The organism is Citrobacter sp. RHBSTW-00599, assembly GCF_013784065.1.
GTDB lineage: Bacteria > Pseudomonadota > Gammaproteobacteria > Enterobacterales > Enterobacteriaceae > Citrobacter > Citrobacter braakii.
Window position 1 is genome coordinate 2,876,938 of record NZ_CP056717.1, and the last position, 24,396, is coordinate 2,901,333.

General features: G+C 47.8%; 28 protein-coding genes and 1 other annotated feature. Of the genes, 6 read left to right on the forward strand and 22 right to left on the reverse strand.

Features of this window, described 5'->3' with window-relative positions; all coding sequences use genetic code 11:
• Positions 1-21: 21 nt before the first annotated feature.
• The 5 genes from HV243_RS14020 to btuC form a co-directional block, all read right to left on the reverse strand.
• Positions 22-735: an EAL domain-containing protein gene (locus HV243_RS14020; RefSeq protein ID WP_016152875.1), complete on the reverse strand. Its 714-nt coding sequence runs from the start codon at positions 733-735 to the stop codon at positions 22-24.
• 319 nt (positions 736-1,054) lie between these two features.
• On the reverse strand, positions 1,055-1,519 hold the full coding sequence (locus tag HV243_RS14025) for an NlpC/P60 family protein (RefSeq protein ID WP_003832591.1): 465 nt from the start codon (positions 1,517-1,519) through the stop codon (positions 1,055-1,057).
• A gap of 77 nt (positions 1,520-1,596) precedes the next feature.
• Entirely contained in the window at positions 1,597-2,346 is a 750-nt protein-coding gene (btuD, locus tag HV243_RS14030) for a vitamin B12 ABC transporter ATP-binding protein BtuD (RefSeq protein WP_053389678.1), read from the reverse strand.
• Positions 2,346-2,897, reverse strand: coding sequence for a glutathione peroxidase (locus HV243_RS14035; RefSeq protein WP_016152873.1), 552 nt, complete (start codon positions 2,895-2,897; stop codon positions 2,346-2,348). Before HV243_RS14035 ends, btuD begins: the two co-directional genes overlap by 1 nt.
• A gap of 60 nt (positions 2,898-2,957) precedes the next feature.
• On the reverse strand, positions 2,958-3,938 hold the full coding sequence (gene btuC / locus HV243_RS14040; RefSeq protein ID WP_032931198.1) for a vitamin B12 ABC transporter permease BtuC: 981 nt from the start codon (positions 3,936-3,938) through the stop codon (positions 2,958-2,960).
• 304 nt (positions 3,939-4,242) lie between these two features.
• Between btuC and HV243_RS14045 the strand changes: the two genes are divergently transcribed.
• From HV243_RS14045 to HV243_RS14065, 5 genes are all read left to right on the forward strand, one after another.
• Complete coding sequence (locus HV243_RS14045; protein ID WP_016152871.1) at positions 4,243-4,401, forward strand: DUF1427 family protein; 159 nt, start codon at positions 4,243-4,245, stop codon at positions 4,399-4,401.
• Positions 4,402-4,486: 85 nt separating this feature from the next.
• Positions 4,487-5,701, forward strand: coding sequence for a PfkB family carbohydrate kinase (locus HV243_RS14050; RefSeq protein ID WP_053389679.1), 1,215 nt, complete (start codon positions 4,487-4,489; stop codon positions 5,699-5,701).
• 31 nt (positions 5,702-5,732) lie between these two features.
• Positions 5,733-6,467 (forward strand): outer membrane protein OmpK, encoded by a 735-nt coding sequence (locus HV243_RS14055; RefSeq protein WP_016152869.1) that lies wholly within the window; start codon positions 5,733-5,735, stop codon positions 6,465-6,467.
• Positions 6,468-6,484: 17 nt separating this feature from the next.
• On the forward strand, positions 6,485-7,447 hold the full coding sequence (locus HV243_RS14060) for a nucleoside hydrolase (protein WP_053389680.1): 963 nt from the start codon (positions 6,485-6,487) through the stop codon (positions 7,445-7,447).
• 3 nt (positions 7,448-7,450) lie between these two features.
• Positions 7,451-8,680, forward strand: a complete 1,230-nt coding sequence (locus HV243_RS14065) for a NupC/NupG family nucleoside CNT transporter (RefSeq protein WP_053389681.1) — start codon at positions 7,451-7,453, stop codon at positions 8,678-8,680.
• Positions 8,681-8,720: 40 nt separating this feature from the next.
• Here HV243_RS14065 and ihfA read toward each other — a convergent pair whose 3' ends face one another.
• From ihfA to thrS, 8 genes are all read right to left on the reverse strand, one after another.
• Positions 8,721-9,020, reverse strand: a complete 300-nt coding sequence (gene ihfA / locus HV243_RS14070) for an integration host factor subunit alpha (RefSeq protein WP_003030571.1) — start codon at positions 9,018-9,020, stop codon at positions 8,721-8,723.
• A 4-nt stretch (positions 9,021-9,024) separates the two neighbouring features.
• Positions 9,025-11,412, reverse strand: coding sequence for a phenylalanine--tRNA ligase subunit beta (gene pheT, locus HV243_RS14075; protein WP_053389682.1), 2,388 nt, complete (start codon positions 11,410-11,412; stop codon positions 9,025-9,027).
• A gap of 15 nt (positions 11,413-11,427) precedes the next feature.
• Positions 11,428-12,411, reverse strand: coding sequence for a phenylalanine--tRNA ligase subunit alpha (gene pheS, locus HV243_RS14080; RefSeq protein WP_016152865.1), 984 nt, complete (start codon positions 12,409-12,411; stop codon positions 11,428-11,430).
• Positions 12,412-12,570: 159 nt separating this feature from the next.
• Positions 12,571-12,695 (reverse strand) — a sequence feature (Phe leader region).
• On the reverse strand, positions 12,646-12,690 hold the full coding sequence (gene pheM / locus HV243_RS25395) for a pheST operon leader peptide PheM (RefSeq protein WP_001386830.1): 45 nt from the start codon (positions 12,688-12,690) through the stop codon (positions 12,646-12,648). Its footprint overlaps the feature before it by 45 nt.
• A gap of 120 nt (positions 12,696-12,815) precedes the next feature.
• On the reverse strand, positions 12,816-13,172 hold the full coding sequence (gene rplT / locus HV243_RS14090) for a 50S ribosomal protein L20 (protein ID WP_003030578.1): 357 nt from the start codon (positions 13,170-13,172) through the stop codon (positions 12,816-12,818).
• A 55-nt stretch (positions 13,173-13,227) separates the two neighbouring features.
• Positions 13,228-13,425, reverse strand: a complete 198-nt coding sequence (rpmI, locus tag HV243_RS14095) for a 50S ribosomal protein L35 (protein WP_003030583.1) — start codon at positions 13,423-13,425, stop codon at positions 13,228-13,230.
• A 96-nt stretch (positions 13,426-13,521) separates the two neighbouring features.
• Positions 13,522-14,064 (reverse strand): translation initiation factor IF-3, encoded by a 543-nt coding sequence (gene infC, locus HV243_RS14100; protein WP_048997935.1) that lies wholly within the window; start codon positions 14,062-14,064, stop codon positions 13,522-13,524.
• A gap of 3 nt (positions 14,065-14,067) precedes the next feature.
• On the reverse strand, positions 14,068-15,996 hold the full coding sequence (gene thrS, locus HV243_RS14105) for a threonine--tRNA ligase (protein ID WP_016152864.1): 1,929 nt from the start codon (positions 15,994-15,996) through the stop codon (positions 14,068-14,070).
• Positions 15,997-16,457: 461 nt separating this feature from the next.
• Between thrS and HV243_RS14110 the strand changes: the two genes are divergently transcribed.
• Positions 16,458-17,549: an acyltransferase gene (locus HV243_RS14110; RefSeq protein WP_181603812.1), complete on the forward strand. Its 1,092-nt coding sequence runs from the start codon at positions 16,458-16,460 to the stop codon at positions 17,547-17,549.
• A gap of 201 nt (positions 17,550-17,750) precedes the next feature.
• On the opposite strand, the gene HV243_RS14115 is transcribed toward HV243_RS14110, so the two are convergent.
• The 9 genes from HV243_RS14115 to HV243_RS14155 all read right to left on the reverse strand — a co-directional run bounded on the left by HV243_RS14115 (position 17,751) and on the right by HV243_RS14155 (position 24,158).
• Positions 17,751-18,125, reverse strand: a complete 375-nt coding sequence (locus HV243_RS14115; RefSeq protein WP_181603813.1) for a tail fiber assembly protein — start codon at positions 18,123-18,125, stop codon at positions 17,751-17,753.
• On the reverse strand, positions 18,125-19,252 hold the full coding sequence (locus tag HV243_RS14120; protein ID WP_181603814.1) for a hypothetical protein: 1,128 nt from the start codon (positions 19,250-19,252) through the stop codon (positions 18,125-18,127). The genes HV243_RS14115 and HV243_RS14120 overlap by 1 nt, the downstream gene beginning before the upstream one ends.
• Positions 19,253-19,254: 2 nt before the next feature.
• Positions 19,255-19,893 (reverse strand): DUF2612 domain-containing protein, encoded by a 639-nt coding sequence (locus HV243_RS14125; protein ID WP_181603815.1) that lies wholly within the window; start codon positions 19,891-19,893, stop codon positions 19,255-19,257.
• A 9-nt stretch (positions 19,894-19,902) separates the two neighbouring features.
• Complete coding sequence (locus HV243_RS14130; protein WP_149330440.1) at positions 19,903-21,132, reverse strand: baseplate J/gp47 family protein; 1,230 nt, start codon at positions 21,130-21,132, stop codon at positions 19,903-19,905.
• Entirely contained in the window at positions 21,129-21,488 is a 360-nt protein-coding gene (locus HV243_RS14135) for a hypothetical protein (RefSeq protein WP_149330439.1), read from the reverse strand. Before HV243_RS14135 ends, HV243_RS14130 begins: the two co-directional genes overlap by 4 nt.
• A complete protein-coding gene (locus HV243_RS14140) occupies positions 21,485-22,195 on the reverse strand; it encodes a phage baseplate protein (RefSeq protein ID WP_149330438.1) in 711 nt (236 codons plus the stop codon). Before HV243_RS14140 ends, HV243_RS14135 begins: the two co-directional genes overlap by 4 nt.
• Positions 22,188-23,051, reverse strand: a complete 864-nt coding sequence (locus tag HV243_RS14145) for a hypothetical protein (RefSeq protein WP_181603816.1) — start codon at positions 23,049-23,051, stop codon at positions 22,188-22,190. The genes HV243_RS14140 and HV243_RS14145 overlap by 8 nt, the downstream gene beginning before the upstream one ends.
• Positions 23,041-23,247 (reverse strand): hypothetical protein, encoded by a 207-nt coding sequence (locus tag HV243_RS14150; protein ID WP_346342831.1) that lies wholly within the window; start codon positions 23,245-23,247, stop codon positions 23,041-23,043. The genes HV243_RS14145 and HV243_RS14150 overlap by 11 nt, the downstream gene beginning before the upstream one ends.
• 95 nt (positions 23,248-23,342) lie before the next feature.
• Positions 23,343-24,158 carry a hypothetical protein gene (locus tag HV243_RS14155; RefSeq protein WP_149330435.1) on the reverse strand — a complete coding sequence of 272 codons (816 nt, stop codon included), beginning with the start codon at positions 24,156-24,158 and terminating at the stop codon, positions 23,343-23,345.
• Between the last annotated feature and the right edge of the window lie 238 nt (positions 24,159-24,396).

Consider the following 24,396-nt stretch of genomic DNA (forward strand, 5'->3'; position numbering starts at 1 on the left):
AAACACCAGCAAATATGAGGGTTATATCTTCGCGAGCGAAATTATCTGCGCGGGGGGCACAGCAGGCCACAGCGCGCCCTGCATGGCGCTGAATCCCAGAGGCAGTACGCGCGCTAACATCTCGGGTGTATCAATACCGCTAATGATAATTGACTCACTGCTGGGAAATAGCTGTGCCAGGATAGCCCGCATAAATGGCTCAAACGAAATATGTGTAATCCTTTGTTGAACAAAGTTTTTATCGAGCACGACGCGTTTGAACAGCCCATCAAAAATTGCCCGGTTTGATATGCCGCCAGCACCATAGTTTGTCAGTACTAATGGAAATCGCGCCGCCAGTGCTGCCAGCGTTGGATTCGCTTTTCCATTATTTAACTCTGGATAGTTTTCATTAATAGCCAGTTCCAGAAATGACAATCGTTCAACTTGTGAAGCAAATTTAGTATCTGATAATAAAGTATTAGCAATTGCCGGCGTTAAATTAATCCAGGCAGAAACCTTTCGTTGAATAAAAAAATGTTGGCACGTTTCGATTAATTCAAGCTTTTCGGTAAATAACCGACATTGCTCTTCGTCCGACATCCGAGGTAGGACCAGCTCGGTGGGTATACGCACATCCCCCTGCGCACTGGCAAAACTGGTAATGATATCTACGTATTCAAGATCGCCTTTTTCGTTTCTCGCAGGGAGAAAAGAGAACTCTGAATGGTAAAGAGTATCCATTGAAACAATCATCGTGCCAGCCCCTCTGCATAGGTGTTATCCGGCATCCTGTAGCAAAGGATGGAGAAATACGTTATTGCTGATGCAAGTAGAGGCCCTTTCATTTTTCCCTTTATAGCCAGTAAATCGAATCCCTTTTTTTTAGCTTATCCTGATTATAAGCGAATATCCAGCTTTGCACTTTTTAATATCTCGGAATAAATCATATTTTTAGCAAGATACGCTCTTAATGTTCAGGGGTATTGTCCGGCTGGCGGCAGAAATAAGAAGTTACTAACAAATGGAAATGTCGAGGCTGCTCAGCCGTAGGCAGCCTCGTGACTGATGAGGATTAAATACGTCGCGCCTGCCAAAAGTTTTTGCGCCAGTAAACGTTGTCCAGTGACGAGCGCATCACACCACGGCTGGTTGAGGCATGAATAAATTGATTATTGGTATCGTAAATTCCGACATGCAGACCGCTTTCCCCAGACCCGGTTTTAAAGAACACCAGATCGCCGGGCAGCAAATCATCTTTATCAATTTCGGTACCAATCTTTGATTGCGTGCGCGTATCACGCGGGAGTTGCAGATCGAATTTATCGCGCATTGTCATCAATACAAATCCAGAACAATCCACTCCGCTACGGCTCATGCCGCCATAACGATAGGGTGTGCCATGCCAGGTTTGTAGCTGGTCATTAAGCCCGGCGATAACGGCGATAGAATCCGACAAGCGGGCATTTGGCGCAGGAGCACGATGGCTGCTGCAGCCCGCCAAAAACAATGCTGTGATGAAAAGAAGCCAAAAGCGCATTCAGGACGAATCCTCTGAATTATATTTTTATGCCAATTTAGCGTGGAAATTATATGATTTTCAAGAACCCATTTAACTTAAGTGGTTGATATGAGCATTCTGTGGCCTTCAATATCCAAACGACGAAAGTTCACGCCATAAGCCGCAGACAGATTGGCCGGCGTTAGTACCGTATCACGAGCACCACTGGCAAGCAGCTCCCCGCGTTTGAGGAGCCAGGCCTTGTGCGCATGACGTAAGGTATGATTAAGGTCATGGCTGCTCATTACAATCGCGATACCCTGTAAACACAGCTGACCCAGCATCCGGTCCAGCGCATTTTGTTGCGCCACGTCCAGGCTGTTCATCGGCTCATCCAGCAACAAAAGCTGGCCGAATGGATTCGCTTGTGGGCAAATCTGCAGGATAACCGCAGCCAGGCGCACGCGCTGCCACTCACCGCCGGAGAGCTGATTCACGCTGCGTCCCAGCTTATCCCCAAGCCCAAGCGCATCGGCGACTTCCTGTAACAGATCGGTGCGTGCTTTATCGGGTTGATGCAGCGTCAGAAAATGCCAGACCGGCATCGCAAACGGTGGGTTTTGCTGTTGCGCAAGATAAGCGCGATATTGCGCCAGCTTTGCTGCCGGCCATTCATCCAATGACACATCACCAAAGGTGATGCTGCCCTTGCCGGTCGTCAGCCCCGCCATTCGCGCCAACAGCGTGCTCTTTCCTGCGCCGTTAGGTCCCACTAAATGCAGGATCTCCCCTGCTTTTATCTCACCAGAAAGCGGGCCAAGTCGGGTCGATTCTGCTACGTCCTGTAGCTGCATCAATCGAGACATTAGTTTGCCAGCGCCGTCTTGATGGATTGCACCAGAACAGGATCCTCAGGCGTCATATCGGGTGAAAATCGTTGCAGTACCTGACCATCCCGACCCACTAAAAACTTCTCGAAATTCCACAGAATATCGTCCGGGTAGAGCGGCGCCCGACCTTTACTCGCCATACGCTCATAGAATCCACTATCCGCAGGCGCAACGGCGGTTGGCGCGGCATCAATCAGTTTCTGATACAGCGGATGGCGTCCCTCGCCGTTGACCTCAATTTTGCTGAACATCGGGAAGGTAACGCCCCAGGTGGTACTGCAGTACGTTTTTATTTCCTCTTCACTGCCCGGCTCCTGGCCCAGAAACTGGTTGCAGGGGAACCCAAGAACGGTAAAGCCCTGCTGATGCCAGGCTTTCTGCAGATTCTCCAGTTGCTCATATTGCGGCGTTAGCCCACATTTTGAAGCAACGTTGACGATTAACAGCACATTTCCGGCATACGGCTGCAGTGAGGTCACCTTGCCGTCAATGGTCGTCACGTCTGTATCGAGGATAGTGTTTTGCATAGCATCTCCAGAACAACAGGTGGATTTTCAGTTTTTAATCATAGACCGAATCAACGCGTTCTAGCGCGCGGCTTTTAACAATAGCCAGATAAATACCGGTGCGCCCATGGTGGCCGTCACCACGCCAATTGGCAGCTCAGCCGAGGCCAGCACCAGACGCGCGACAACATCAGCCAACAGTAACACGATAGCGCCAGCCAACGCGCAGCCCGGCAGTAACACGCGATGATCGGTTAAGCCGCACAGCCGCAGAATATGTGGGATCACAAGCCCAATAAAGCCAATCGCTCCCGCCAGAGCCACGCTTACGCCAACCATCCAGCCCGTGGCGACCACCAGCAGGTTGCGCCAGAACCATAACGGCAATCCCAACTGACGTGCAGAAGTCTCCCCCAGCGCCAGCATATTCATCGGCTGCGACTGACAGCAGATCCACACCAGCACCGGAATCAACGCCACCATGAGCCAGGCCTGATGCCAGTCAACGCCGCCAAAGCCCCCCATCATCCAGTACATTAGCTGTCGCAAATCAAAAGAAGTGGAGAAGTAGATGGCCCATGTCATCAGCGCGCTACAGATAATCCCCAGCGCCACCCCCGCCAACAGCAGACGGCTGGTAGACAAATGACGGCGGGCAAAACGGAGCAGAATAAGCGTGATAATCAGCGCCCCAGCGATGGCGCATAAACCCAGCGCCCAGCCGGGGAGCTGCCCCTGCCCCAGCAGCACCGCCGCGATGAGCCCGACTCCCGCGCCATTCGACACGCCCAGTAATCCAGGCTCTGCGAGCGGGTTTTCAAAGAGAGCTTGCATCACTGCGCCAGATAAGGCCAACGCAGCGCCTACCAGCAAAACGGCGAGGGTACGGGGAAATCGGATTTGCCAGACGAACAGGTCGCCGCGGGCGCTGAACCAGTCGCCGGGGGCGATCCACTGTTCTCCTGCGCATAAGCTAATCACGAGCATGACCAATAGCAACAGCGATAAAGTGCCTAACCAGTATCGGTCTCGCCGACGTTGTAATTGTGCAAAAGGTTGCATGTTTATACTTTTTTTATGGGTTATCTCATTAATTTTACGATGAAAGCAAAAAACATGGAAGGAAGCTCTACCGCAAATGAGGCAATGGCCCAAAACAGCATGAACCTTAGTCTTTTGCATAATGCAATGCTGGCAGCAATACCAGGTAGTAGCTGTCATTATTAATATCGTTCCTGAGATTAAATAAATAACCACAACCGGACAAGATGTCCGGTTGCAGAAGTTTTGTGTGATTGTCTTCTCATCAATACGTAAATATATTGTGTAGTCTTCATATCATCATAACACCCTCAGGAATTATCTTATGGATATAATTCTTTCGCTTATTGCCGGTGCAATTATTGGTTTCATATTTACATTAATAAAACTCCCCATTCCAGCCCCTGCTGCCTGGCCTGGTGTATTTGGTATCATCGGTGTACTTAGTGGTAATCAGATCTTTAATTATTTATTCAACAAATAAATTCATTCACCAAAGAAATTAACGTATAGACAAAATAAACTTATTACATGGACCTCTCATCACATTCATGAAAAGTGAGGATTAGATGCCCTGTCGTTACAAAAAACAGCGTCTTCGCTATATTTTAACACTACTCAAAAAACAAGGAAGTGTAAAAATATCATCTCTTGTTAAGGTACTTGATGTTACGGAAAGAACACTCCGCCGCGACATCAATGACCTCGTAAAAACAGGACATGTCCGCTCATGCTATGGAGGTGCTGTATATAATCACGACAATGCATTCCCATTATATGAGAACAACTCTCTTTATTTGCACCAAAACATCATCATTAACCAATCAAAGATCGAACGAGAAATATCAATGAACGAAAACAATGGGAAAGTTTACATTCTGGGTTCATTTAATACTGACTTAGTATATCGGCTTCACCGTTTTCCTATTTCAGGGGAAACCACGCGCGCGCTTTTTTCCTGTTGTTTACCCGGAGGGAAAGGCAGCAACCAGGCGATAGCATCCGCACAAGCCAATGCTCGCACTTATTTTACAGTCAAATTAGGTGAAGATGAGTTTTCAACCAAAGCCCAGCATTTTTTAAATGGCGTAGGATTAGAAAAGCTAACCATCTTTACCAAAAGTGATGCACCAACCGGCAGTGCCGTAGTGATGATATCCGAAGAGGCTGGCGATAATGTAATCGTTATTAATCCAGGGGCTAATCAGGAAATAACGAGTGAAGAAATTATATCCTGTTATGACGAGATGGGCACCGCCAATGTTTTTTTGACGCAGATGGAAAACAATCCTGACGCTACAGCTCAAGCTATTAAGTTCGCACATGCCGCAGGAGTGATGACAATCCTGAATCCAGCGCCATGGCGCAAGGAGGTGACAGACCTTCTCCGCTGGACACACATCCTGACCCCAAACCTCACAGAAGCAGAGGCGATTATTGGCAAGGCTATTCGTACGCCAGACGATATTCGTCAGGCCGCCGAAATCATGCACCAAATGGGACCACAATATATTCTAATTACGTTAGGCAAAGATGGGTGCTGGTTATTTGATGGTTCTACTCACCAACAGTTCCCGGCATATCCCGCCGTTAATATTGATACATCCGGCGCCGGTGATGCATTTAATGGTGCACTCGCTGCACGACTTGCCTGTGGAGAAAATATTGCCAACGCAATTCATTACGCCTGTGTATTTGCAGCACTGGCCGTAGAGCGTGAAGGCGCAGCCAATATGCCATCCCATGAACTCGTATTAAAACGATTAGCTTGTACTAAATACTGATATTAATCCACCACCAAAATAGGGATATAAAATGAAAAAAATCGCCTTCGGGGCTTTATTATCGTGCGTAGCTTTTTCCTCATTAGCTGAACAACAATACGGTTGGGGAAATATACATTTTGACTATCAATCCTGGGATGCCGGTGTTAAAGACCTCGAATATGAACAAGCCTTAATTGGTATTGAGGGAGGTATTGGTTTTGATTGGGGTGAAATGTACGGTTTTTATGATTTTGAAAATATTCTAGATGACGAGGGAAATCAGGGGCAGACTGCGAATGGTGAAATCCATACCTACCTCTGGAAAACAGGTGCCAGCTTATTTACAAAAGTCTATAATTCGCAAAGCCCCAATTTTAAAGAGACGAATCAATTTATTGGGCTTGGCTATACCGACCTGAAAGGCGATGGATGGTGGTTTAAACCCTGGATTGCTCGTCAGTACATTACCGCGCACAGTAATTTTGGCCCAGCTTATGATATTAATGGACTCAATGGTTTCTCAATCGGATGGAACGCTGGCTATGCTTTCAATCTTCTCAACCAGGACTTCTTACTGTCCAATTGGAATGAAATAGAACTTGACCGTAATGATGACTATACCGCTAACAATCATGGTAGCAATGGTTTAAACGGCGGCCTGAATATTACCTGGAAAATCATGCCTCATATATCCACCACATTAATGTATCGATACTTCTATAACAAACTTGGTGCGGATGGATATGGCGATATTCTCATTTATCGACTGGCCTACGACTTCTAACTTAAGGAACATTAACGATGTTAAGTATCCACTGGCCTGAATTAACTTCAGCGCAGCGTATTGCCTTAATTACGCCACCTAAGTATGGCAAAGTGCCTATCGTTATTGACAGCGATACCTACAATGAAATTGACGATCAGATGGCCATTGCCTGGGCATTCTTACACCCGGAGCGCCTCGATCTGCAAGCTGTATACGCCGCTCCGTTTACCAACCACTATTTTGGTAAAGAGGGCTCACACACATATGTTGACGATCCCGCAGTAGGCATGCAACTGAGCGTCGATGAGATCTATCGCGTATTTAACAAACTCCCCCGCCGCGAAAACATACCGCAAATATTCCAGGGTTCAACACGCTATCTGAAAGATAGCAACCAGCCGGAGATGTCAGCAGCAGTACAGGATTTGATTAACCGGGCAAGAACGGCTGAGCAAACATTACATGTACTCGCAATCGCCGCGCCGACCAATATCGCTAACGCACTGCTCCTCGCGCCGGACATCGTCACAAAGATTCATGTCATCTGGCTTGGGGGTAACAGTTATGCCTGGAAAGATAATCATGAATTCAACCTGATGCAGGACATTGCGGCGAGTCGGGTACTTTTTGATAGTGGCGTAGCGCTCACCCAAATCCCCTGCTTTGGCGTGGCTAACACTATGGCCTCATCGGTCCCAGAGATGCAGTACTATTTTGCAGAGACCAGCCGCATTGGTAGCTACTTTGCTGAAATTGCCCCGCGATGCCCCTGGATTGGTTTTGCATCCCGCAAAGTCATTTGGGATATCACTACGGTTGGCTATGTCCTGAATCCTGACTGGTTCACCTGTGAATACCGTACATCCCCTTTGATCAATGACAATCTGAGCTGGAGTTTTGATAACCGCCGTCACGTCATTCAGGTCGCAAAATTTATTGAGCGGGATGCTCTCTTTAAAGATCTTTTCCGTAGCATCATTGATGCCGATGAGGGATAAACCATGCAGATACTCATCGTCATACTTGGCATTGTTGTCCTGTTACTCGTTGCCTGGCTATGTTCAGAAAATCGCAAAGCTATCCGGTTTCGCACCGTTGGCGGTGCCTTTGCAATCCAGGCTCTTTTTGCTGCATTTATCCTGTATGTCCCCTTAGGGGAAAAAATCTTACTCGCCATATCAAACAGTCTGTCAGGCATGCTGAACTATTCGTCGGAAGGGATTAACTTTCTCTTCGGTAATCTCGGACAGTTCAAAATGGGGTTTGTATTTGCCGTGCATGTTCTGCCGATTATCATTTTTATGTCGGCATTGTTCTCCGTGCTGTACTACCTGGGCATCATGCAGTGGATTATCCGTCTCATCGGTACGGGTATCCATAAACTGCTGCGCACCAGCCCGGCAGAATCCATGGCTGCAACGGCCAATATTTTTGCGGGCAATACTGACGTCTTCGTCCTGATGAAGCCTTATGCACCACGCATGACGCGCTCAGAACTGTTTGCCCTCATGACAGGTGGTGTGGCCTCTATCGCAGGCTCAGTGCTGGTTGGCTATGCCAGTATGGGGATCGAAATTCGCTATCTGGTAGCCGCCTCTTTTATGTCAGCGCCAGGCGGTCTGTTAATGGCGAAAATGCTGTTTCCAGAAACGGAACCCGAAAACACTGCCGACGTGTCAGGCGATATGCTTGGTCAAGATGAAAAGCCTATCAACATCGTTGAAGCGGCGACAAATGGCGCGACTATCGGGCTGAAGCTCGCCGCTAACGTGGGGGCAATGCTTCTGGCACTGATTGCATTAATTGCTATGGTGAACGGCTTGTTGGGCTGGTTTTGTAGCTTTTTCGGCTATGGTAACGTCACGCTACAATTTATCTTCAGTTACCTCTTTGCTCCGGTTGCCTGGCTGTTGGGCATTCCCACTAATGAAGTCTTGCAAATTGGCAGCCTGTTAGGTCAAAAATTGGTGTTGAATGAGTTCGTCGCGTATACCAGCTTTATTCCAATGAAAGACCAACTGTCGGAATATTCGCAGATAATAACGATCATGGCGCTGGCTGGGTTTGCCAATTTGTCCTCTCCTGCTGCATTGATTGGCGTACTGGGGGGGATTGTGCCGGGGAAAAAAAGTTTCATTGCTAAAATGGGGCTTAAAGTGATCCTGGCGGGCACGTTGTCTAACCTGCTGAGTGCAGCACTGACCGGGCTGTTTTTCCTTCTGGCCCACTAAGAAAAAAGGCCGCATTCGCGGCCTTTTTAGTTAGTTCAGATTACTCTTCTTTCGGCGTTGCGTTTTCAACCCGGCTTTTTAACTTCTGTCCGGGTCTGAAGGTCACCACGCGCCGTGCTGTAATGGGAATATCTTCGCCCGTTTTCGGATTACGGCCCGGACGTTGATTCTTATCACGCAGATCGAAGTTACCAAAACCAGAGAGTTTTACCTGCTCACCATTTTCCAGAGCACGACGGATCTCTTCGAAAAACAGCTCGACCAGTTCTTTGGCATCCCGCTTGCTAAGCCCAAGCTTATCAAACAGATATTCTGACATTTCAGCTTTTGTAAGCGCCATAGGTTCAATCCCTCAATGATGCCTGGAATCGCTCTTTTAATGCCTCTACACATTTGGCGACGGTAGCGGCAATCTCCTCTTCTTCAAGTGTACGGCTGGTATCCTGAAGGATCAGGCTGATAGCGAGGCTCTTATAACCCTCCGCAACACCCTTACCGCGGTACACGTCAAACAAGTTTACGCCAACTACCTGATTTACGCCAACTTTCTTACATTCGGATAAAATATCCGCAGCGGGAACGTTTTCTGCCACAACGACTGCGATGTCGCGACGGTTCGCCGGGAAGCGAGAAACTTCACGCGCCTGAGGCACCACGCGGTCTGCGAGCTTGTTCCACTCCAGTTCAAACACCAGAGTGCGACCGTTCAGATCCAGTTTACGTTCCAGTTCAGGATGAACAACCCCAATGAAACCAATGCGTTCACCTTTCAGATAAATCGCCGCAGACTGCCCCGGATGCAGTGCTGGATTCGCTTCAGCTTTGAACTGAATATCCGCCAGCTTGCCGGTCAGGTCGAGAACCGCTTCCAGATCGCCTTTCAGATCATAGAAATCAACGGTCTCTTTTGCCAGATTCCAGTGTTCATCATGACGGTTACCGCAGATCGCGCCCGCCAGCATCAGATCCTGACGGATCCCGAGATTGGCCTGCGTGTCCGGTACGAAACGTAAACCCGTTTCGAAAATACGCACGCGGTTTTGCTGACGATTCTGGTTGTACACTACCGTAGACAGCAAGCCGGTCCACAAGGATAAACGCATTGCCGACATATCAATCGAGATTGGGCTTGGCAGCAACAGCGCTTCTTCACCCGGGTGCAGCAGCGCCTGGACTTTCGGGTCGACAAAGCTGTAGGTAATAACTTCCTGGTAGCCTTTGTCATTCAGCATGGTTTTTACGCGTTTCAGCGACAAATCCGCTTCACGATGCGTACCCATGATAAGACCCGCCTGAATTGGCATATTCGGGATATTGTCATAACCGTATACGCGGGCGACTTCTTCGACCAGGTCTTCTTCGATCTCCATATCGAAACGCCAGCTCGGCGCTACCGCTTTCCACTCATCTTGCCCTTCCGTGACATCACAACCCAGACGGCGCAGAATATCGCTCACCTGCTCATCTGCAATATGGTGTCCGATCAGACGATCCAGTTTGCTACGGCGCAGCGTAATGGTTGCGCGTTTTGGCAGCGAGGCTTCGTTCGTCACGTCAATGATTGGACCCGCTTCGCCGCCGCAGATATCAATCAGCAGGCGCGTAGCACGTTCCATGGCTTTATGTTGCAGCGCCGGATCGACACCACGCTCATAGCGGTGAGACGCATCGGTGTGCAGACCGTGACGACGTGCGCGACCGGTAATAGACAGCGGGCTGAAGAACGCGCATTCCAGCAGGACGTTTTGCGTTTCATCATTCACACCGGAGTGCTCGCCACCAAAGATGCCACCCATTGCCAGCGCTTTGTTATGGTCCGCAATCACCAGCGTATCCGCATTCAGCTTCGCTTCACTGCCGTCCAGCAATACCAGGGTTTCACCTTCTTTTGCCATGCGGACAACAATCCCGCCTTCAATGCGGTCTTTGTCGAATGCGTGCATCGGCTGGCCCAATTCGAGCAGCACATAGTTAGTCACGTCAACCACGGCATCGATCGAGCGGATGCCGCAACGACGCAGTTTTTCTTTCATCCACAGCGGGGTTGGCGCTTTAACGTTAATGCCTTTCACCACGCGGCCCAGATAGCGTGGGCAGGCTTCCACCGCGTCGACCTGAATCGGCAGGACGTCGTTAATGGTTGCAGCTACTGGCGTTATTTCCGGCTCAACCAGAGGGGCTTTGTTCAGTACAGCAACGTCACGTGCCACACCGATAATGCCTAAGCAGTCGGCGCGGTTCGGAGTGACGCTGATTTCGATAGTATTATCGTCAAGCTTCAGGTATTCACGGATATCGGTACCAATTGGTGCATCGACAGGCAGTTCGATAATACCGTTGTGATCGTCGGAAATGCCCAGCTCGGAGAACGAGCACAGCATGCCTTCAGATGGCTCACCGCGCAGTTTTGCGGCTTTGATTTTGAAATCGCCCGGCAGAACGGCACCAACGGTTGCTACAGCCACCTTCAGCCCTTGACGGCAGTTTGGCGCACCGCAGACGATATCCAGCAGGCGGTCGCCGCCGACATTCACCTTGGTGACGCGCAGTTTGTCAGCGTTCGGATGCTGAGCGCACTCAACCACTTCGCCCACCACAACGCCGTTGAACGCGCCAGAAACAGGATCCACACCGTCAACTTCCAGACCCGCCATCGTGATTTGGTTTGACAACGCATCGCTATCAATCGCCGGGTTTACCCATTCGCGTAACCACAGTTCACTGAATTTCATTGTTTTATCCTGCCTTTATTTAAACTGTTTGAGGAAACGCAGATCGTTTTCGAAGAAAGAACGCAGATCGGTTACGCCGTAACGCAGCATGGTCAGACGCTCCATACCCATACCGAATGCAAAGCCAGAGTAGATTTCCGGATCGATACCGACGTTACGCAGCACATTCGGATGAACCATTCCGCAACCCAATACTTCCAGCCATTTGCCATTTTTACCCATCACATCGACTTCCGCAGAAGGTTCGGTGAACGGGAAGTAGGAAGGACGGAAACGAACCTGCAGGTCTTCTTCAAAGAAGTTGCGCAGGAAATCGTGCAGCGTGCCTTTCAGGTTGGTGAAGTTGATGTTGGTATCAACAATCAGCCCTTCCATCTGATGGAACATTGGGGTGTGCGTCTGATCGTAGTCGTTACGATATACGCGGCCCGGAGCGATAATACGGATCGGCGGCTGTTTTTCTTTCATGGTGCGGATCTGCACGCCGGAAGTCTGCGTTCGCAGCAGACGAGTCGCATCAAACCAGAAAGTGTCGTGGTCAGCGCGCGCCGGGTGATGGCCAGGAATATTCAGCGCATCGAAGTTATGATAGTCATCTTCGATTTCCGGACCGGTCGCCACGGTAAAGCCCAGCTCACCAAAGAAACTTTCAATGCGATCGATAGTCCGCGTTACCGGATGCAAACCGCCGTTTTCGATACGACGCCCAGGCAAGGAGATATCGATCGTTTCTTCAGCCAGACGAGCATTCAGCGCGGCATTTTCTAATTCGGCTTTACGCGCGTTCAGCGCTTGCTGAACCTGCTCTTTGGCTTCGTTTATCACCGCACCTGCTGCCGGGCGCTCTTCTGCCGGCAGTTCACGCAGGGTAGTCATCTGAAGGGTCAGGTGCCCTTTCTTGCCCAAATATTCGACGCGGACATTGTCTAACGCGGCAACATCTGAAGCCTGGTTAATGGCGGCCGTTGCACTGGCAACCAGCTCTGCGAGATGTGACATGGTTTTCCTCGTTATGTTGCGATATTCACTAGTCGCTCGTATATACACAAAATCATTCTGGCTGAGTCAAGGCAGCAGTAGAGCGCTAATCCTCAGACAAATATGTGACTGGGGTAAGCGACTGCAGCCAACGCAGAGGCAGCCTGAAGGATAACGTGTATAAAAAAAGCCTCCACCAGGGAGGCTTTTAGGCGCTGTTTTCCGTTTCTTCTTTCACGCGCAAGCCTCCTAAGTTCAGGTGCTAAAGTAAAAGAAGAAGCGGAAAATAGCAGCATTCATGCTTGCGTTACCTTGTGTGGTAAAAACCGGACAACCTTTATTGAAAAGGCTTACGGATAAATTGTCAACCAATTGATTGCACTACAAATAAAAGAGAGGGAGCCAGGCTCCCTCTTTTCACCGGCTTATGCCAGAGCTGCTTTCGCTTTTTCGACCAGAGCGGTGAACGCTACTTTGTCGAATACTGCGATGTCAGCCAGGATCTTACGGTCGATTTCAACAGAGGCTTTTTTCAGGCCGTTGATGAATTTGCTGTAAGAAATACCGTTCTGACGTGCTGCTGCGTTGATACGCGCAATCCACAGTTGACGGAACTGACGCTTTTTCTGACGACGGTCACGATAAGCGTACTGACCAGCTTTGATAACAGCCTGGAAGGCAACGCGGTATACGCGAGAACGCGCACCGTAGTAGCCTTTAGCTTGTTTCAAAATTTTCTTGTGACGTGCACGGGCAACTACACCACGTTTTACGCGAGCCATATGTGCTCTCCTGTATCTATATTCTTAGTAAAAAAATTAATTAAACGTTAACGACTTATGCGTACGGCAGGCACGCGATAACCAGACCCAGATCGCCTTTAGAAACGAGGCCTTTTGGACGCAGGTGACGTTTACGCTTAGTAGATTTTTTGGTCAGAATATGACGCAGGTTTGCGTGCTTACGCTTAAATCCACCACCACCGGTTTTTTTGAAGCGCTTAGCAGCACCGCGTACGGTCTTAATTTTTGGCATTTTAATAACTTCCACTTCGCATTGTTAATAAACGAAACGTAGGCGAACAACGGCTGTGGAACCCGCAGGCTCCACAGACATTGCTACTTGAAGGCCTTACTGTTTCTTCTTAGGAGCGAGCACCATGATCATCTGGCGGCCTTCGATCTTCGTAGGGAAGGATTCGACTACTGCCAGTTCACTCAGATCGTCACGGACGCGGTTGAGCACTTCCATACCGATCTGTTGGTGGGCCATCTCACGACCGCGAAAACGCAGCGTGATCTTAGCCTTATCGCCATCTTCCAGAAAGCGTACCAGGCTGCGGAGTTTTACCTGGTAATCGCCATCGTCGGTGCCAGGACGGAATTTAATTTCCTTAACCTGGATAACTTTTTGCTTTTTCTTCTGTTCCTTAGAAGACTTACTCTTTTCATAAAGGAACTTGCCGTAGTCCATAATACGACAAACTGGCGGTTCGGCGTTAGGGCTGATTTCAACTAAATCTACTCCAGCTTCTTCAGCTTTTTCGATCGCTTCTCTCAGACTCACAATACCCAAAGCTTCGCCTTCCAGACCTGTTAAGCGAACTTCCAGGGCGCGAATCTCGCCATTGATACGATTCGGACGTGCCGTTTGAACTCGTTTTCCGCCTTTAATACCTTATTCCTCCAGTTGTTGAAGACTGCGGCTGCGAATCTCTTGTTGCAGCTTCTCAATCACTTCATTTACGTCCAGGCTGCCCAAGTCTTTGCCACGACGGGTGCGCACGGCAACTTTGCCTGCTTCTACCTCTTTGTCGCCACAGACCAACATGTAAGGGACACGACGTAAAGTGTGCTCGCGGATTTTAAAGCCAATCTTCTCATTTCTCAAGTCTGCTTTTACACGAATACCCGCATTTTGTAGTTTCTGCGTTAATTCGTTGACGTATTCAGACTGTGAATCGGTGATGTTCATGACGACAACCTGAACTGGCGCAAGCCAGGTCGGGAAGAAGCCAGCGAACTCTTCGGTCAGGATACCGATGAAACGTTCCATCGACCCAAGAATTGCGCGGTGAATCATAACCGGCACCTGACGCTCGTTGTTTTCGCCAACATAAGAGGCGCTTAAACGGGACGGCAGAGAGAAGTCCAGCTGTACAGTACCGCACTGCCATGCACGATCGAGGCAGTCATACAGGGTAAATTCAATTTTCGGACCGTAGAATGCGCCCTCACCCAGTTGGTACTCAAACGGGATGTTGTTTTCTTCCAGCGCAACGGCCAGGTCAGCTTCAGCACGGTCCCACATTTCATCGCTACCGATACGTTTTTCGGGGCGAGTGGACAGTTTGACGACGATTTTCTCGAAGCCAAAGGTGCTATACATATCGTAGACCATACGAATGCAAGCGTTAACTTCATCACGGATCTGCTCTTCTGTACAGAAGATATGTGCATCATCCTGGGTGAAGCCACGAACACGCATCAGGCCATGCAGCGCGCCTGACGGCTCATTGCGGTGGCAGCTACCAAACTCGGCCATACGCAACGGCAGATCACGATAGGATTTCAGACCCTGATTGAAGATCTGCACGTGGCCCGGGCAGTTCATGGGCTTAATGCAGTATTCACGGTTCTCAGAGGAGGTCGTGAACATCGCATCTTTGTAGTTATCCCAGTGACCTGTTTTTTCCCACAGCACGCGGTCCATCATGAACGGACCTTTAACTTCCTGATACTGGTATTCTTTCAGTTTTGAGCGAACAAAGACTTCCAGTTCACGGAAGATTGTCCAGCCATCATTGTGCCAGAACACCATACCCGGCGCTTCTTCCTGCATATGATACAGGTCAAGCTGCTTACCGATTTTACGGTGGTCGCGTTTGGCCGCTTCTTCCAGACGTTGCAGGTAGGCACTCAGGGCTTTTTTATCGGCCCACGCAGTACCATAAATACGCTGCAGCATCTTGTTATTGCTGTCGCCACGCCAGTATGCCCCAGCGGTCTTCATCAGTTTGAAGTGATGACAGAAACGCATGTTCGGCACGTGCGGGCCACGGCACATATCGACATATTCTTCATGATGGTACAAGCCAGGCTTGTCATCATGGGCAATGTTTTCATCAAGAATGGAGACTTTATAGGTCTCGCCACGCTTCACGAAGGTTTCACGCGCTTCGTACCAGCTGACTTTCTTCTTAATGACATCGTAGTTTTTCTCAGCGAGCTCGTGCATCCGCTTCTCGAGCGCGTCGACATCTTCCTGGGTTAGCGTACGGTCAAGATCGATATCGTAGTAAAAACCGTTATCAACAACCGGTCCGATCGCCATTTTGGTGTGCGGCCAGAGTTGTTTGATCGCGTGCCCTAACAGGTGCGCACAGGAGTGACGAATGATCTCCAGACCTTCTTCATCCTTCGCGGTGATGATGGAGAGCTTCGCATCATGCTCAATCAGATCGGAAGCATCTACCAGCTCACCGTCAACACGGCCAGCAATAGTGGCTTTCGCCAGACCTGGACCGATGTCCAGCGCAACATCCATGGGGCTTACAGCGTGGTCGTAATGGCGTTGGCTGCCATCAGGAAGAGTAATAACAGGCATGTTATATCCTTATTTGCAGTGGTGACCCACACGTAAGATCACATACAAAGAGAAAATTTATTTGTTTACAGTAAGTTGTGCAACCATCTAACCAACAATCGCTAAATTGGTACACAATCTGGTACACAAATGAAAAACTGACATCCTCAGTCCCTCATTGGGTAAACTGATGGTAACACTAAAAAAGTGGTGATTGCACCACTCTGTTTCACATTGATTCAAATTGTCTTGCAAGGATAGTCGTAATCGATTAAGTGACGATAAACACAGAACCTTGCAACCGACGCAAAGCTTTGTGTACCTCGTTTTGACCAAATTCGTCATCATTTCGCTGGATCTTCTTTATGCCAATAATTGAGCTAGGGTATTGAAGAAGTGTGCTTTTATGTCATCATTCTTATCTGATTGGATTCTTGTTGAATGACAGTATCTGTAGGCACTTTGATGACATGGTAAATCTTGTGACAGTAGCAGAAAGAAAGAGCTTAGATTACATACAGGCGTTACGAGGAATTGCGGCAATGCTAGTAGTCTTGTGTCATGCGCGAGATTTTTTAAGGCATTCACCTCTGGAAAATTTGGCTTACGATCTATTTTGGCCGGGAGCGTTCGGTGTTGACTTATTTTTTATAATAAGCGGATTTATTATAATATACACATCTATTGATTACGATAAAAAAGATACATTTAAATTTATTAGGAAAAGATTTTTAAGAGTTTGGCCTTTATATTTCATATGCACAATTGCCTATATCGCACTTGTTAATGGTTTTGATTTTTCAGGAATGAAGGGTTTTTATTACAACCAAAACGGATCTCCATTTGATATTTTAAACATAATAAAAAGCCTTTTATTTATACCGTTAAATCTGGACTCGCCAATTTATCTTGGGCCACCAACTTTATTTGTAGGATGGACTCTCAATTATGAAGTTTATTTTTATGTGATATGTGCCATTGGAATCGCATGTGGTAGATTCAGGTACACTTTCTACATCATTTGGTTCTCAGTAACACTACTTGCCATTCCGGCAATCATTGGCGGGGTAAACTTTGACAGGCCAAAAATAATAGGCGCTGGATATCTTAATTTAACAATGCAAAGCATTATATGGGAATTCATTTTTGGTGCTGTAGTTGCTATTCTTTACAAAAGGGGAGCATTGAGCATATCTAAAAGTAGTATTGCCATCCCTGTTATTATATTAGGCATATCAGTTCCAGTCTATGCTTATGTAACCAAGATTGATGCTGGTCATGGCATAGCTCATTCAGGTAAATTCTTTTGTTTTATGTTCCTGTGCTTAACTTCTTGCGCTGATTATATTCAAAAAAACATCAAGATACCATCATTAATTATTTCAATTGGTGATGCTTCTTATTCGCTATATCTTATACACCCTCTTGTTTTTATGTTGTGTTACAAAATAGCATCTTACTTTATAGATTGGAGTATGATGTCTTCATTTTGGTTTATAGGCGTCGTTTTCATTGCGTCAATATTAGCATCAAATATTTCATACAAATATATTGAATGCAAAATACCAAAATAAAAACAGCCCGGATATTTCCGGGCTGTTTAATTATGCTGAAGCATTCATTTTAAGCCATGCAGCCAAGTTCCATTGTCATCCTATAACTGGATCAGATGGAACGAAAGCGGTATAGTTTCGTATTGTCCTCAGTCCAAGAGGAAGGATGCCTGTTTCAAATAGTTGGTTTTGCTGGATACATTACAATAACACCAACGATTCCTATTCTGGCTTATCAGGCCAAGAGGGGTTAGCAGGGTCAACTTTCGTCAGTGCGTAACGATATTTTTGCCAGACCATTAGCTTTGGCTTATCTTCTTCATCAATATATTCCCCTTCTAATGCTTCTTTAAGTGGGTCAATGACTGACGCGGCTTCGGAAATTAATGCTTTGATCTTAGCTCTAACCTGGTCTGTTAATTGCTCAGTCGTTGGAGGTGGATTAGCGAGCAACATGGCTTCATCAGCACTAATTTGCCGCCAATCACTCTCGACTTCTTCTTCCCACGTTTCTTCGTTAATTTGCATGATGTCAATGCAAAACACTTTCCCATGGGCGTCAGTATAATATTTTTGTTTTTTGATGCTTGTATTCATCAGCGCAACTCCGACCAGGTAAGAATTGATGTGACATTAGCTGCCGTAAGATTGTACGTTGCCCCCGGCGGAACTATAGCAAATACGTTTCCGCGGATATCAAAGCTAGACTGCGTCAATGCAAAACTTGACGCTTCTACCCCTCCCACAGCGAGCGACAACTGAACACCCGTCATATTTGATGCAAGAATACCTGCGATAGATACAGCAATTGTCCTGCCTGTTGAGTTGGTATACGTCACCCCGGCGCTACGGCTGCCTTTCACGTTTTGCCAGGTTTGTGACACCCCAAACAGGTCAGCAGTCAGCGCTATAACACCATCTCGTTTCGGTACCTCAACCCCACCCGCATACTGATTATTCTGATATGTGATTAACTTCAGCCCGTTTTGTGCTGACAGGATAACTCTTGAGCCTCCTGACTGCGCAACGATACTGTCGTTTGACACAACAGGTGCCGTAAACACCTGAGAATCTGACGTTTTTTTATCAGCAAAATTAGCCAAATCCGATACAAGTGCCATTGTCCCGTCTTTTGTCGGGATGTTTATTGCCCCCTTGTAAGTTCCGCCATCATAAGTAACTATCTGCAAACCCGTACTGGCATTAAGCGATACTTTGCGGGTTACCCCATCTGACGATGTTGCGGTAAGGCTGTCTTTAGACGAGACAGGTCCATCAAACTCCTGTGTCGACAGGCTTTTTTTATCGGCATAATATGTCAATCCAAGATAACCGACAAAATCAACCCACCCCGCCCCCGATGCATTTGGGTTAGATGTGTTTGAATCAATACGGTTAACATATAGCTTGCTGCCGTTATCACTTATCACAACAGATCCGGAAGGGTATCCACCAATTGCAGTGGAGAAAGTTGCATCGAACGTGTTGAAGGCTCCAGCACTGAACCATCTTGAAAGAGATGAGAGCTCATACAGTATTTGATTCATATCCTGACCTTTCGGAGGGAGTCCGCCAGCAGACTTCAGTGTCATGGTGATTGAAGGAAATCCAACATCATAGGATGCAGTGTTATCACCGGCTGGCGTTGTGGCGAGAATTGGCTCTCGAGGCCCATTGATACCGAAAGGTTTTGGCTGTTTTGTCGGAGCATCAGTTCTATTCATATTTATTCTCTATAAAATGTGCCGTCATTAAATGGATATGCATCAGTAGCAAAACCAAAGTATGGACTTACAATTTGCCTGATATTTACCTGAACCCCACTTGGAACAGGAGTCACATCGTAATTTGTTAAAATTGATTCTTCGTATGGAGCAAGTGCAAACTCAAAAGTCATGCCAATTGTCATATCTCTGTAATTTACGCAGTATGCTCTGCCTCGTTGATAAAAAAGTATTTTAAGGAATTTGTTTATTTCCGGAATGGTTGCGATGCTGATGTTTGTAAATGCTTTGCAAAAAATTAATGTTCTGTACGCATCATCCCCAAGCATGACATTGGTTGTTTCCTGCACTCCACCAAAGAAAGGAGACTCATTGAATGGCGTTGGATAATCTGGATCTGAATCGTCAGCCTCACTGAAACCAAAAGAGATACTCTCAATTGGTGCGTTTATATACCTGCTTATGCCGACTATCTTACCCCACATATCAAGACCAAAAGTCTCGCAAGTTGTTAAATCCCATACTTTGGTTAGGAACTCATCTGTAAAGTCATCAAGACTTACGGACTGATTGAATGTATCAATAATGGAAAGTAGTTTTTTACTTGCGGAATATTGGGTAAGAATTGTGTCTTCCCACATGGATACCTCTTATGACAACGTTACAGTGATGTCTGATTCCTGAATGGTTGGAACCTGATCTATACCCATTGTTATTGCCGGGCCATAGGTTGATCCATCAAGGGAAACTTCAAGACTCAGTATTCCTACCGTATCGGGAGAAATTGAAATCACAGGTGCATAATATTTTCCGGCGTTAATTGTAGAACCAATACGCGCCTTCCCTATCCCTTCGTAACCACCATTAAATACATTGGCGATCATAGCTTTCACTTGCGATGTGATATCGCTTGGAGGGTTAAGTGAGCTGTCTAACTCAACATTAAAATAAACCCGCGTCGGTGTGGCTTTCTGCCATTGCATATCATATTCAGGATATGGAGGTAGATAGTTAACATTATCGTAAACGGTGTGATGAGTGCTGCCGTTCAGGTTTGCCCCGGGGTTGTATGTCTGGAAGATTGACTCAGCCACATCCTCATCAGTTCCGCCATACACGCAGATGTAAATTGAGTGTGCCAGTACCGGAAAGTTAGTCGTTCCCTTGTTTACTGTGGCCGCGGTTCTGTTTGACCAGACGTATGCATCAAGAACGCCATTAGTGGCGAGCAATGCCGCCAAGGTGGATGCGTCCTGGTTGCGACTGTTCCTCGCGACAGACTGCTTGCGGCGAGTTTCAAAAGCAATTCGCGACTCAACGTCGACGCCCACAACTCCAGGACTCGCATTTGTGATCGCATCCCATCCAGATACTGCCCGGTAAATCTGATTTAATGCGCCTGCTGCACAGGGTATTGGTCCGGTTGTGTTATTCACAAACTGAACATCAACGCTTCCTGAAGCCGGTATTGTTGCGATATCGATAGACCGGTAAATATATCCATTGGTATCAATGGCGGTACTGCCCGCGGGGATTGTAGTTCCAACCTGCCCAATGCATGTCGCAGTAACAACTGTACCCTGTGCAGAAATGCGATCCATGAAATAAATCTGACCGATCCCGTCCTGAAACCTGCCCGTTGCGTAGTCAGGGTTTACCTGATTAAACAGGCACAGCAGCTTGTCATACTCCTGAGCGATGATCTCTGTATCGGACTGTGCGATCTGACCTTGTGGAGAGCTTAGAGATTGGCTTGCCCCTCCACCGAGAGCTGTCGACATGTCAGTTAGTCGACCCGCGAGCACGTCAGATACGTCCGGTACCAGCAGGCCATTCTCGGTAATGGTGACATCCGGAACGGCTGTATTTAATGTCGTCATAAAGTGGCCTGTGAAATATTCCCGTTGATGTCGGTGACGCGGATCGTGCCGCGAGTTGTGCGGGTGTTTTTATCGAAGAATACGGACGCCAGAGCCTGATCAACGATTGGCAATTTGAGCGCCTCCGTCTGCATCTTCTGTGCAATGAAACCCGGCGACGGGCGCCTGCCAAGAACCTCAGTTTTCCACGGAATACCCAGCGTGTTGTCGTAGTAGCATTCACCAGAGAACACCAGGCATGCGCTGGCAACGTCCTGCGCCACAGAATACGATTCATCGGCGATTGCCAGATTACCGTTTCCGTCCAGCGTCAAATCCCACGTTGATGTGTCTAATTGCATGGTTCTGTATGTCATGTTGGCTTATCCGTTACGTTGGATGTGACAGTTGACAGGCCAGTCTGAACTCCTGTAACCGGATGTTTGTGTTGGTCATAGTTGTCACGCAGAGTCTTGAGCGATGCGCTCTGTGTTCCGTTATTGTCCGTGATGTTTCCGCCCGCCGTGATGTTCCCGGTTACGTGCAGCGTTGGTGTAGTCATCGTCACGCCATCAGGGGCAGTAACTGTTGCAGATGAACATGTGATATTTACCGGATTCGGAGTCGTGATATTTATCGCGCCGTCAGCAAATTCAATGAACTGAGTAGGCTGAGCGTTGAGGAATCCGCCAAGATATAACGCATCAGATTTACTGTGCTTTCTGCCGCTGCCGGGCACCGATTCTTTTCGGTTAGCCCGTACCAGTGTTGTGTCTCTGTCACATATGGCGATCATCCCAATGTCTCCCGCAACGGGATTCATGATGATTGCACTGCTTCCCCGCTGCAGACGAAAGACCGGAATATTGAATATTGTCGAGTTCTGAATCATCGCCCCGCTCTGATCCGTTCGCGTAACCAGTGGAATTGCATCCACAACAAGATTAGGGGCGGCCCCTCTCACAGCCTGTACTTTTACAAGCTCAATAAAAAAGGCCCCTGACAGGAGCCTTTCAAATGTGAATTTCAGCGATTCGGGTTCATTTACTTGCGCGCTGGTTGGTGTGAATAAGTTTTCAGCCATTGCCTCCCTCACTCTGAACTCTGTAAGCAATACATATTGAATGCCATGGACCATCATTCATCCATGATGAAAGCTCATGGTTAACGCTAGTCAACTTGTAAACTCCGCTTGCATGTGGGAGTGATGTTTCTATCTGCACGTTTCTTCCGGTAGTTAGCAGCGTTGAGAATTGAGTCTGAAACATCAGGCCGCCGTTCGAAAATATCGGATATCCAATGAGCCCGTATTCCGGGGAGATGAACGGCATTACATCATCTCTGGTGCTATCTTGCGGCCAGAAAGAAATTGATGGCGGAGCGACGGACATCGCCACATTAACATCGTTACAGAGCGACTCTAACTGAGTGAAAATGCTTCCTTCATAATGAGGGTTGGTAACCACCAGACCATCGAGCCCGGTGATGTATGCCTTGTACCCTGCCGCGTTACAGATTGCGTTAATGATGTCAGGAACCGGCGTCGCTCCATTAAACGAGAATGGTGATGCGGGTTTGTTTTGCAGATCTGCATTTGCCGTGGCTGTAATCATCAATGCAGCATTTGGTATTGCGTTCATGTTCGCGATGGATGACGTCATATATCCTGCAAATATCGCCGTTTCACCGACAAATACTTTCATGCTGATCCGTTCTGTATCGCTGCCGAATAGCCCCATAGCCTTCGACGACAGCGCCGCCAGCATCTCAATACCCAATCCGAAAATGCTTACGTTAATCTGAGTACCGAACAGATTTCCCGCAGACTGAAATGAAACCGTGGCCCGGGCCTCGCTGATGGAAATGGTGTTATTGCCAGAATCATCTAATGAGGATGTTTCATTCACAAACTCAAAGCGGAGAGATCGTTTACTGTACAAGCTCACTCTCCTCTATGTAGTAAAGAATGTATCTGCTACCAAGACCTTCCCAGTAAGGGTCTGTTTGCCCCACGTTATCCATGAAGACCAGATCGCCAACGAAGCCAAGATAAGAATATCTGACCATCCGGTTACCGTATAAACACGGTACGCCCTGCATGATTGGGTTGCCGTTAACCGTTAAGTCCATATACATAAAGCTTTCGCGCTGAATTAAGCGGATAGTGCATTGCTGGCCAGCTAAGTATACGGATATGGATTGCGACTTCTGAGGAACAAGGGAAACAGTTCTCATGTGATGTTCTCGTTTATTTCCTTGGCCAGCTCCGCAGCTTTCTGCGTTGCGCTGTTGGTTACGTCAAGAACTGGCTTTGAAACGGTGTCCAATGCACTCTGAAAGCCGGTTGTAATGGCATTTGTTGCCTTACCGGCAATATCGCCCACAGACGTTTTTAAAGATGACCATGATTTCCCAAGCTCATCGACCGTCGACGGGGTAGAGCCAGCATCCTTTGTTGCGGATCCGGTTCCTGTTATACCCTGGCTGATTTCATCGTTAGTTGGCTTACTGTTCGACTGTGAGCCAGAGAGAACAACCTCCATCTGCTGCATAACCTCCTGAAACACCAGATACACCGTCAGCATGGATACGCCGCGCTGAGAATTTACGTTGTAATCGTGATCAACAAGGTCATAACTCTGCAGCGTTTCTTTCGGCGTCTCGATGTCATATGTGTTTGCCGTTTCCAGCATTGTTTTGATGGTTTCAAGAGCACTGCTTTGGCTGGTAAACGTCAGATCGAAGATGTTTGGAATGCTGCCAGTCAGCCCCGTCAGGCCAGTAATGATGATCTCGCACCTGACAAGAGATGGCTCTTTCACCTTGTTGATTGACTGGTATTTACCATTCTCCACCGGAGCGTTGGTTATCTGCGCCCGTCCGCCAGGTTGAATAGATGCCATGCCGCTGAACTCAAGCGCCACTGCGTTGGTTTTGCTGTTGCGGATCACGTACTGAGGGTGGAGAACGCTGTCGATTATGGAGAGCGGAGATCCGCTACCGATCGCGTTGAATATGTCTGCTGTGTTGAGGCTGAGAATGCTCATCGGTTCTCCGGGCAATAAAAAACCCGCCGGAGCGGGTTTATCTAATTGGAAATTTTCGTAGGCCAAAAATGAATGATGTGAACAATGGCTGCAGAAATCACCACCCATAGCGCCACTAACATCAGCGCGTACCAGGCATCAACCCCCATCATTATGTCGATTGGTTTAGCGAAGAACATCAATGTGAAAACATAGATAAATAAATACAGCACCGAACGTCTCATATCACGATTCCCCG

Bases quoted from the DNA above. Each gene is read 5' to 3' on its own strand.
- ihfA (WP_003030571.1), bottom strand. From the start codon at position 9,020: ATGGCGCTTACAAAAGCTGAAATGTCAGAATATCTGTTTGATAAGCTT.
- HV243_RS14140 (WP_149330438.1), bottom strand. From the start codon at position 22,195: ATGGCTGAAAACTTATTCACACCAACCAGCGCGCAAGTAAATGAACCC.
- HV243_RS14055 (WP_016152869.1), top strand. From the start codon at position 5,733: ATGAAAAAAATCGCCTTCGGGGCTTTATTATCGTGCGTAGCTTTTTCC.
- pheT (WP_053389682.1), bottom strand. From the start codon at position 11,412: ATGAAATTCAGTGAACTGTGGTTACGCGAATGGGTAAACCCGGCGATT.
- HV243_RS14065 (WP_053389681.1), top strand. From the start codon at position 7,451: ATGCAGATACTCATCGTCATACTTGGCATTGTTGTCCTGTTACTCGTT.
- pheS (WP_016152865.1), bottom strand. From the start codon at position 12,411: ATGTCACATCTCGCAGAGCTGGTTGCCAGTGCAACGGCCGCCATTAAC.
- HV243_RS14020 (WP_016152875.1), bottom strand. From the start codon at position 735: ATGATTGTTTCAATGGATACTCTTTACCATTCAGAGTTCTCTTTTCTC.
- HV243_RS14035 (WP_016152873.1), bottom strand. From the start codon at position 2,897: ATGCAAAACACTATCCTCGATACAGACGTGACGACCATTGACGGCAAG.
- HV243_RS14135 (WP_149330439.1), bottom strand. From the start codon at position 21,488: ATGACATACAGAACCATGCAATTAGACACATCAACGTGGGATTTGACG.
- HV243_RS14130 (WP_149330440.1), bottom strand. From the start codon at position 21,132: ATGACGACATTAAATACAGCCGTTCCGGATGTCACCATTACCGAGAAT.
- rpmI (WP_003030583.1), bottom strand. From the start codon at position 13,425: ATGCCAAAAATTAAGACCGTACGCGGTGCTGCTAAGCGCTTCAAAAAA.
- HV243_RS14155 (WP_149330435.1), bottom strand. From the start codon at position 24,158: ATGAGCATTCTCAGCCTCAACACAGCAGACATATTCAACGCGATCGGT.
- HV243_RS14060 (WP_053389680.1), top strand. From the start codon at position 6,485: ATGTTAAGTATCCACTGGCCTGAATTAACTTCAGCGCAGCGTATTGCC.
- HV243_RS14125 (WP_181603815.1), bottom strand. From the start codon at position 19,893: ATGTGGGAAGACACAATTCTTACCCAATATTCCGCAAGTAAAAAACTA.
- HV243_RS14025 (WP_003832591.1), bottom strand. From the start codon at position 1,519: ATGCGCTTTTGGCTTCTTTTCATCACAGCATTGTTTTTGGCGGGCTGC.
- rplT (WP_003030578.1), bottom strand. From the start codon at position 13,172: ATGGCTCGCGTAAAACGTGGTGTAGTTGCCCGTGCACGTCACAAGAAA.
- HV243_RS14050 (WP_053389679.1), top strand. From the start codon at position 4,487: ATGCCCTGTCGTTACAAAAAACAGCGTCTTCGCTATATTTTAACACTA.
- HV243_RS14150 (WP_346342831.1), bottom strand. From the start codon at position 23,247: ATGTATATGGACTTAACGGTTAACGGCAACCCAATCATGCAGGGCGTA.
- HV243_RS14045 (WP_016152871.1), top strand. From the start codon at position 4,243: ATGGATATAATTCTTTCGCTTATTGCCGGTGCAATTATTGGTTTCATA.
- HV243_RS14115 (WP_181603813.1), bottom strand. From the start codon at position 18,125: ATGAATACAAGCATCAAAAAACAAAAATATTATACTGACGCCCATGGG.
- btuD (WP_053389678.1), bottom strand. From the start codon at position 2,346: ATGTCTCGATTGATGCAGCTACAGGACGTAGCAGAATCGACCCGACTT.
- btuC (WP_032931198.1), bottom strand. From the start codon at position 3,938: ATGCAACCTTTTGCACAATTACAACGTCGGCGAGACCGATACTGGTTA.
- thrS (WP_016152864.1), bottom strand. From the start codon at position 15,996: ATGCCTGTTATTACTCTTCCTGATGGCAGCCAACGCCATTACGACCAC.
- HV243_RS14120 (WP_181603814.1), bottom strand. From the start codon at position 19,252: ATGAATAGAACTGATGCTCCGACAAAACAGCCAAAACCTTTCGGTATC.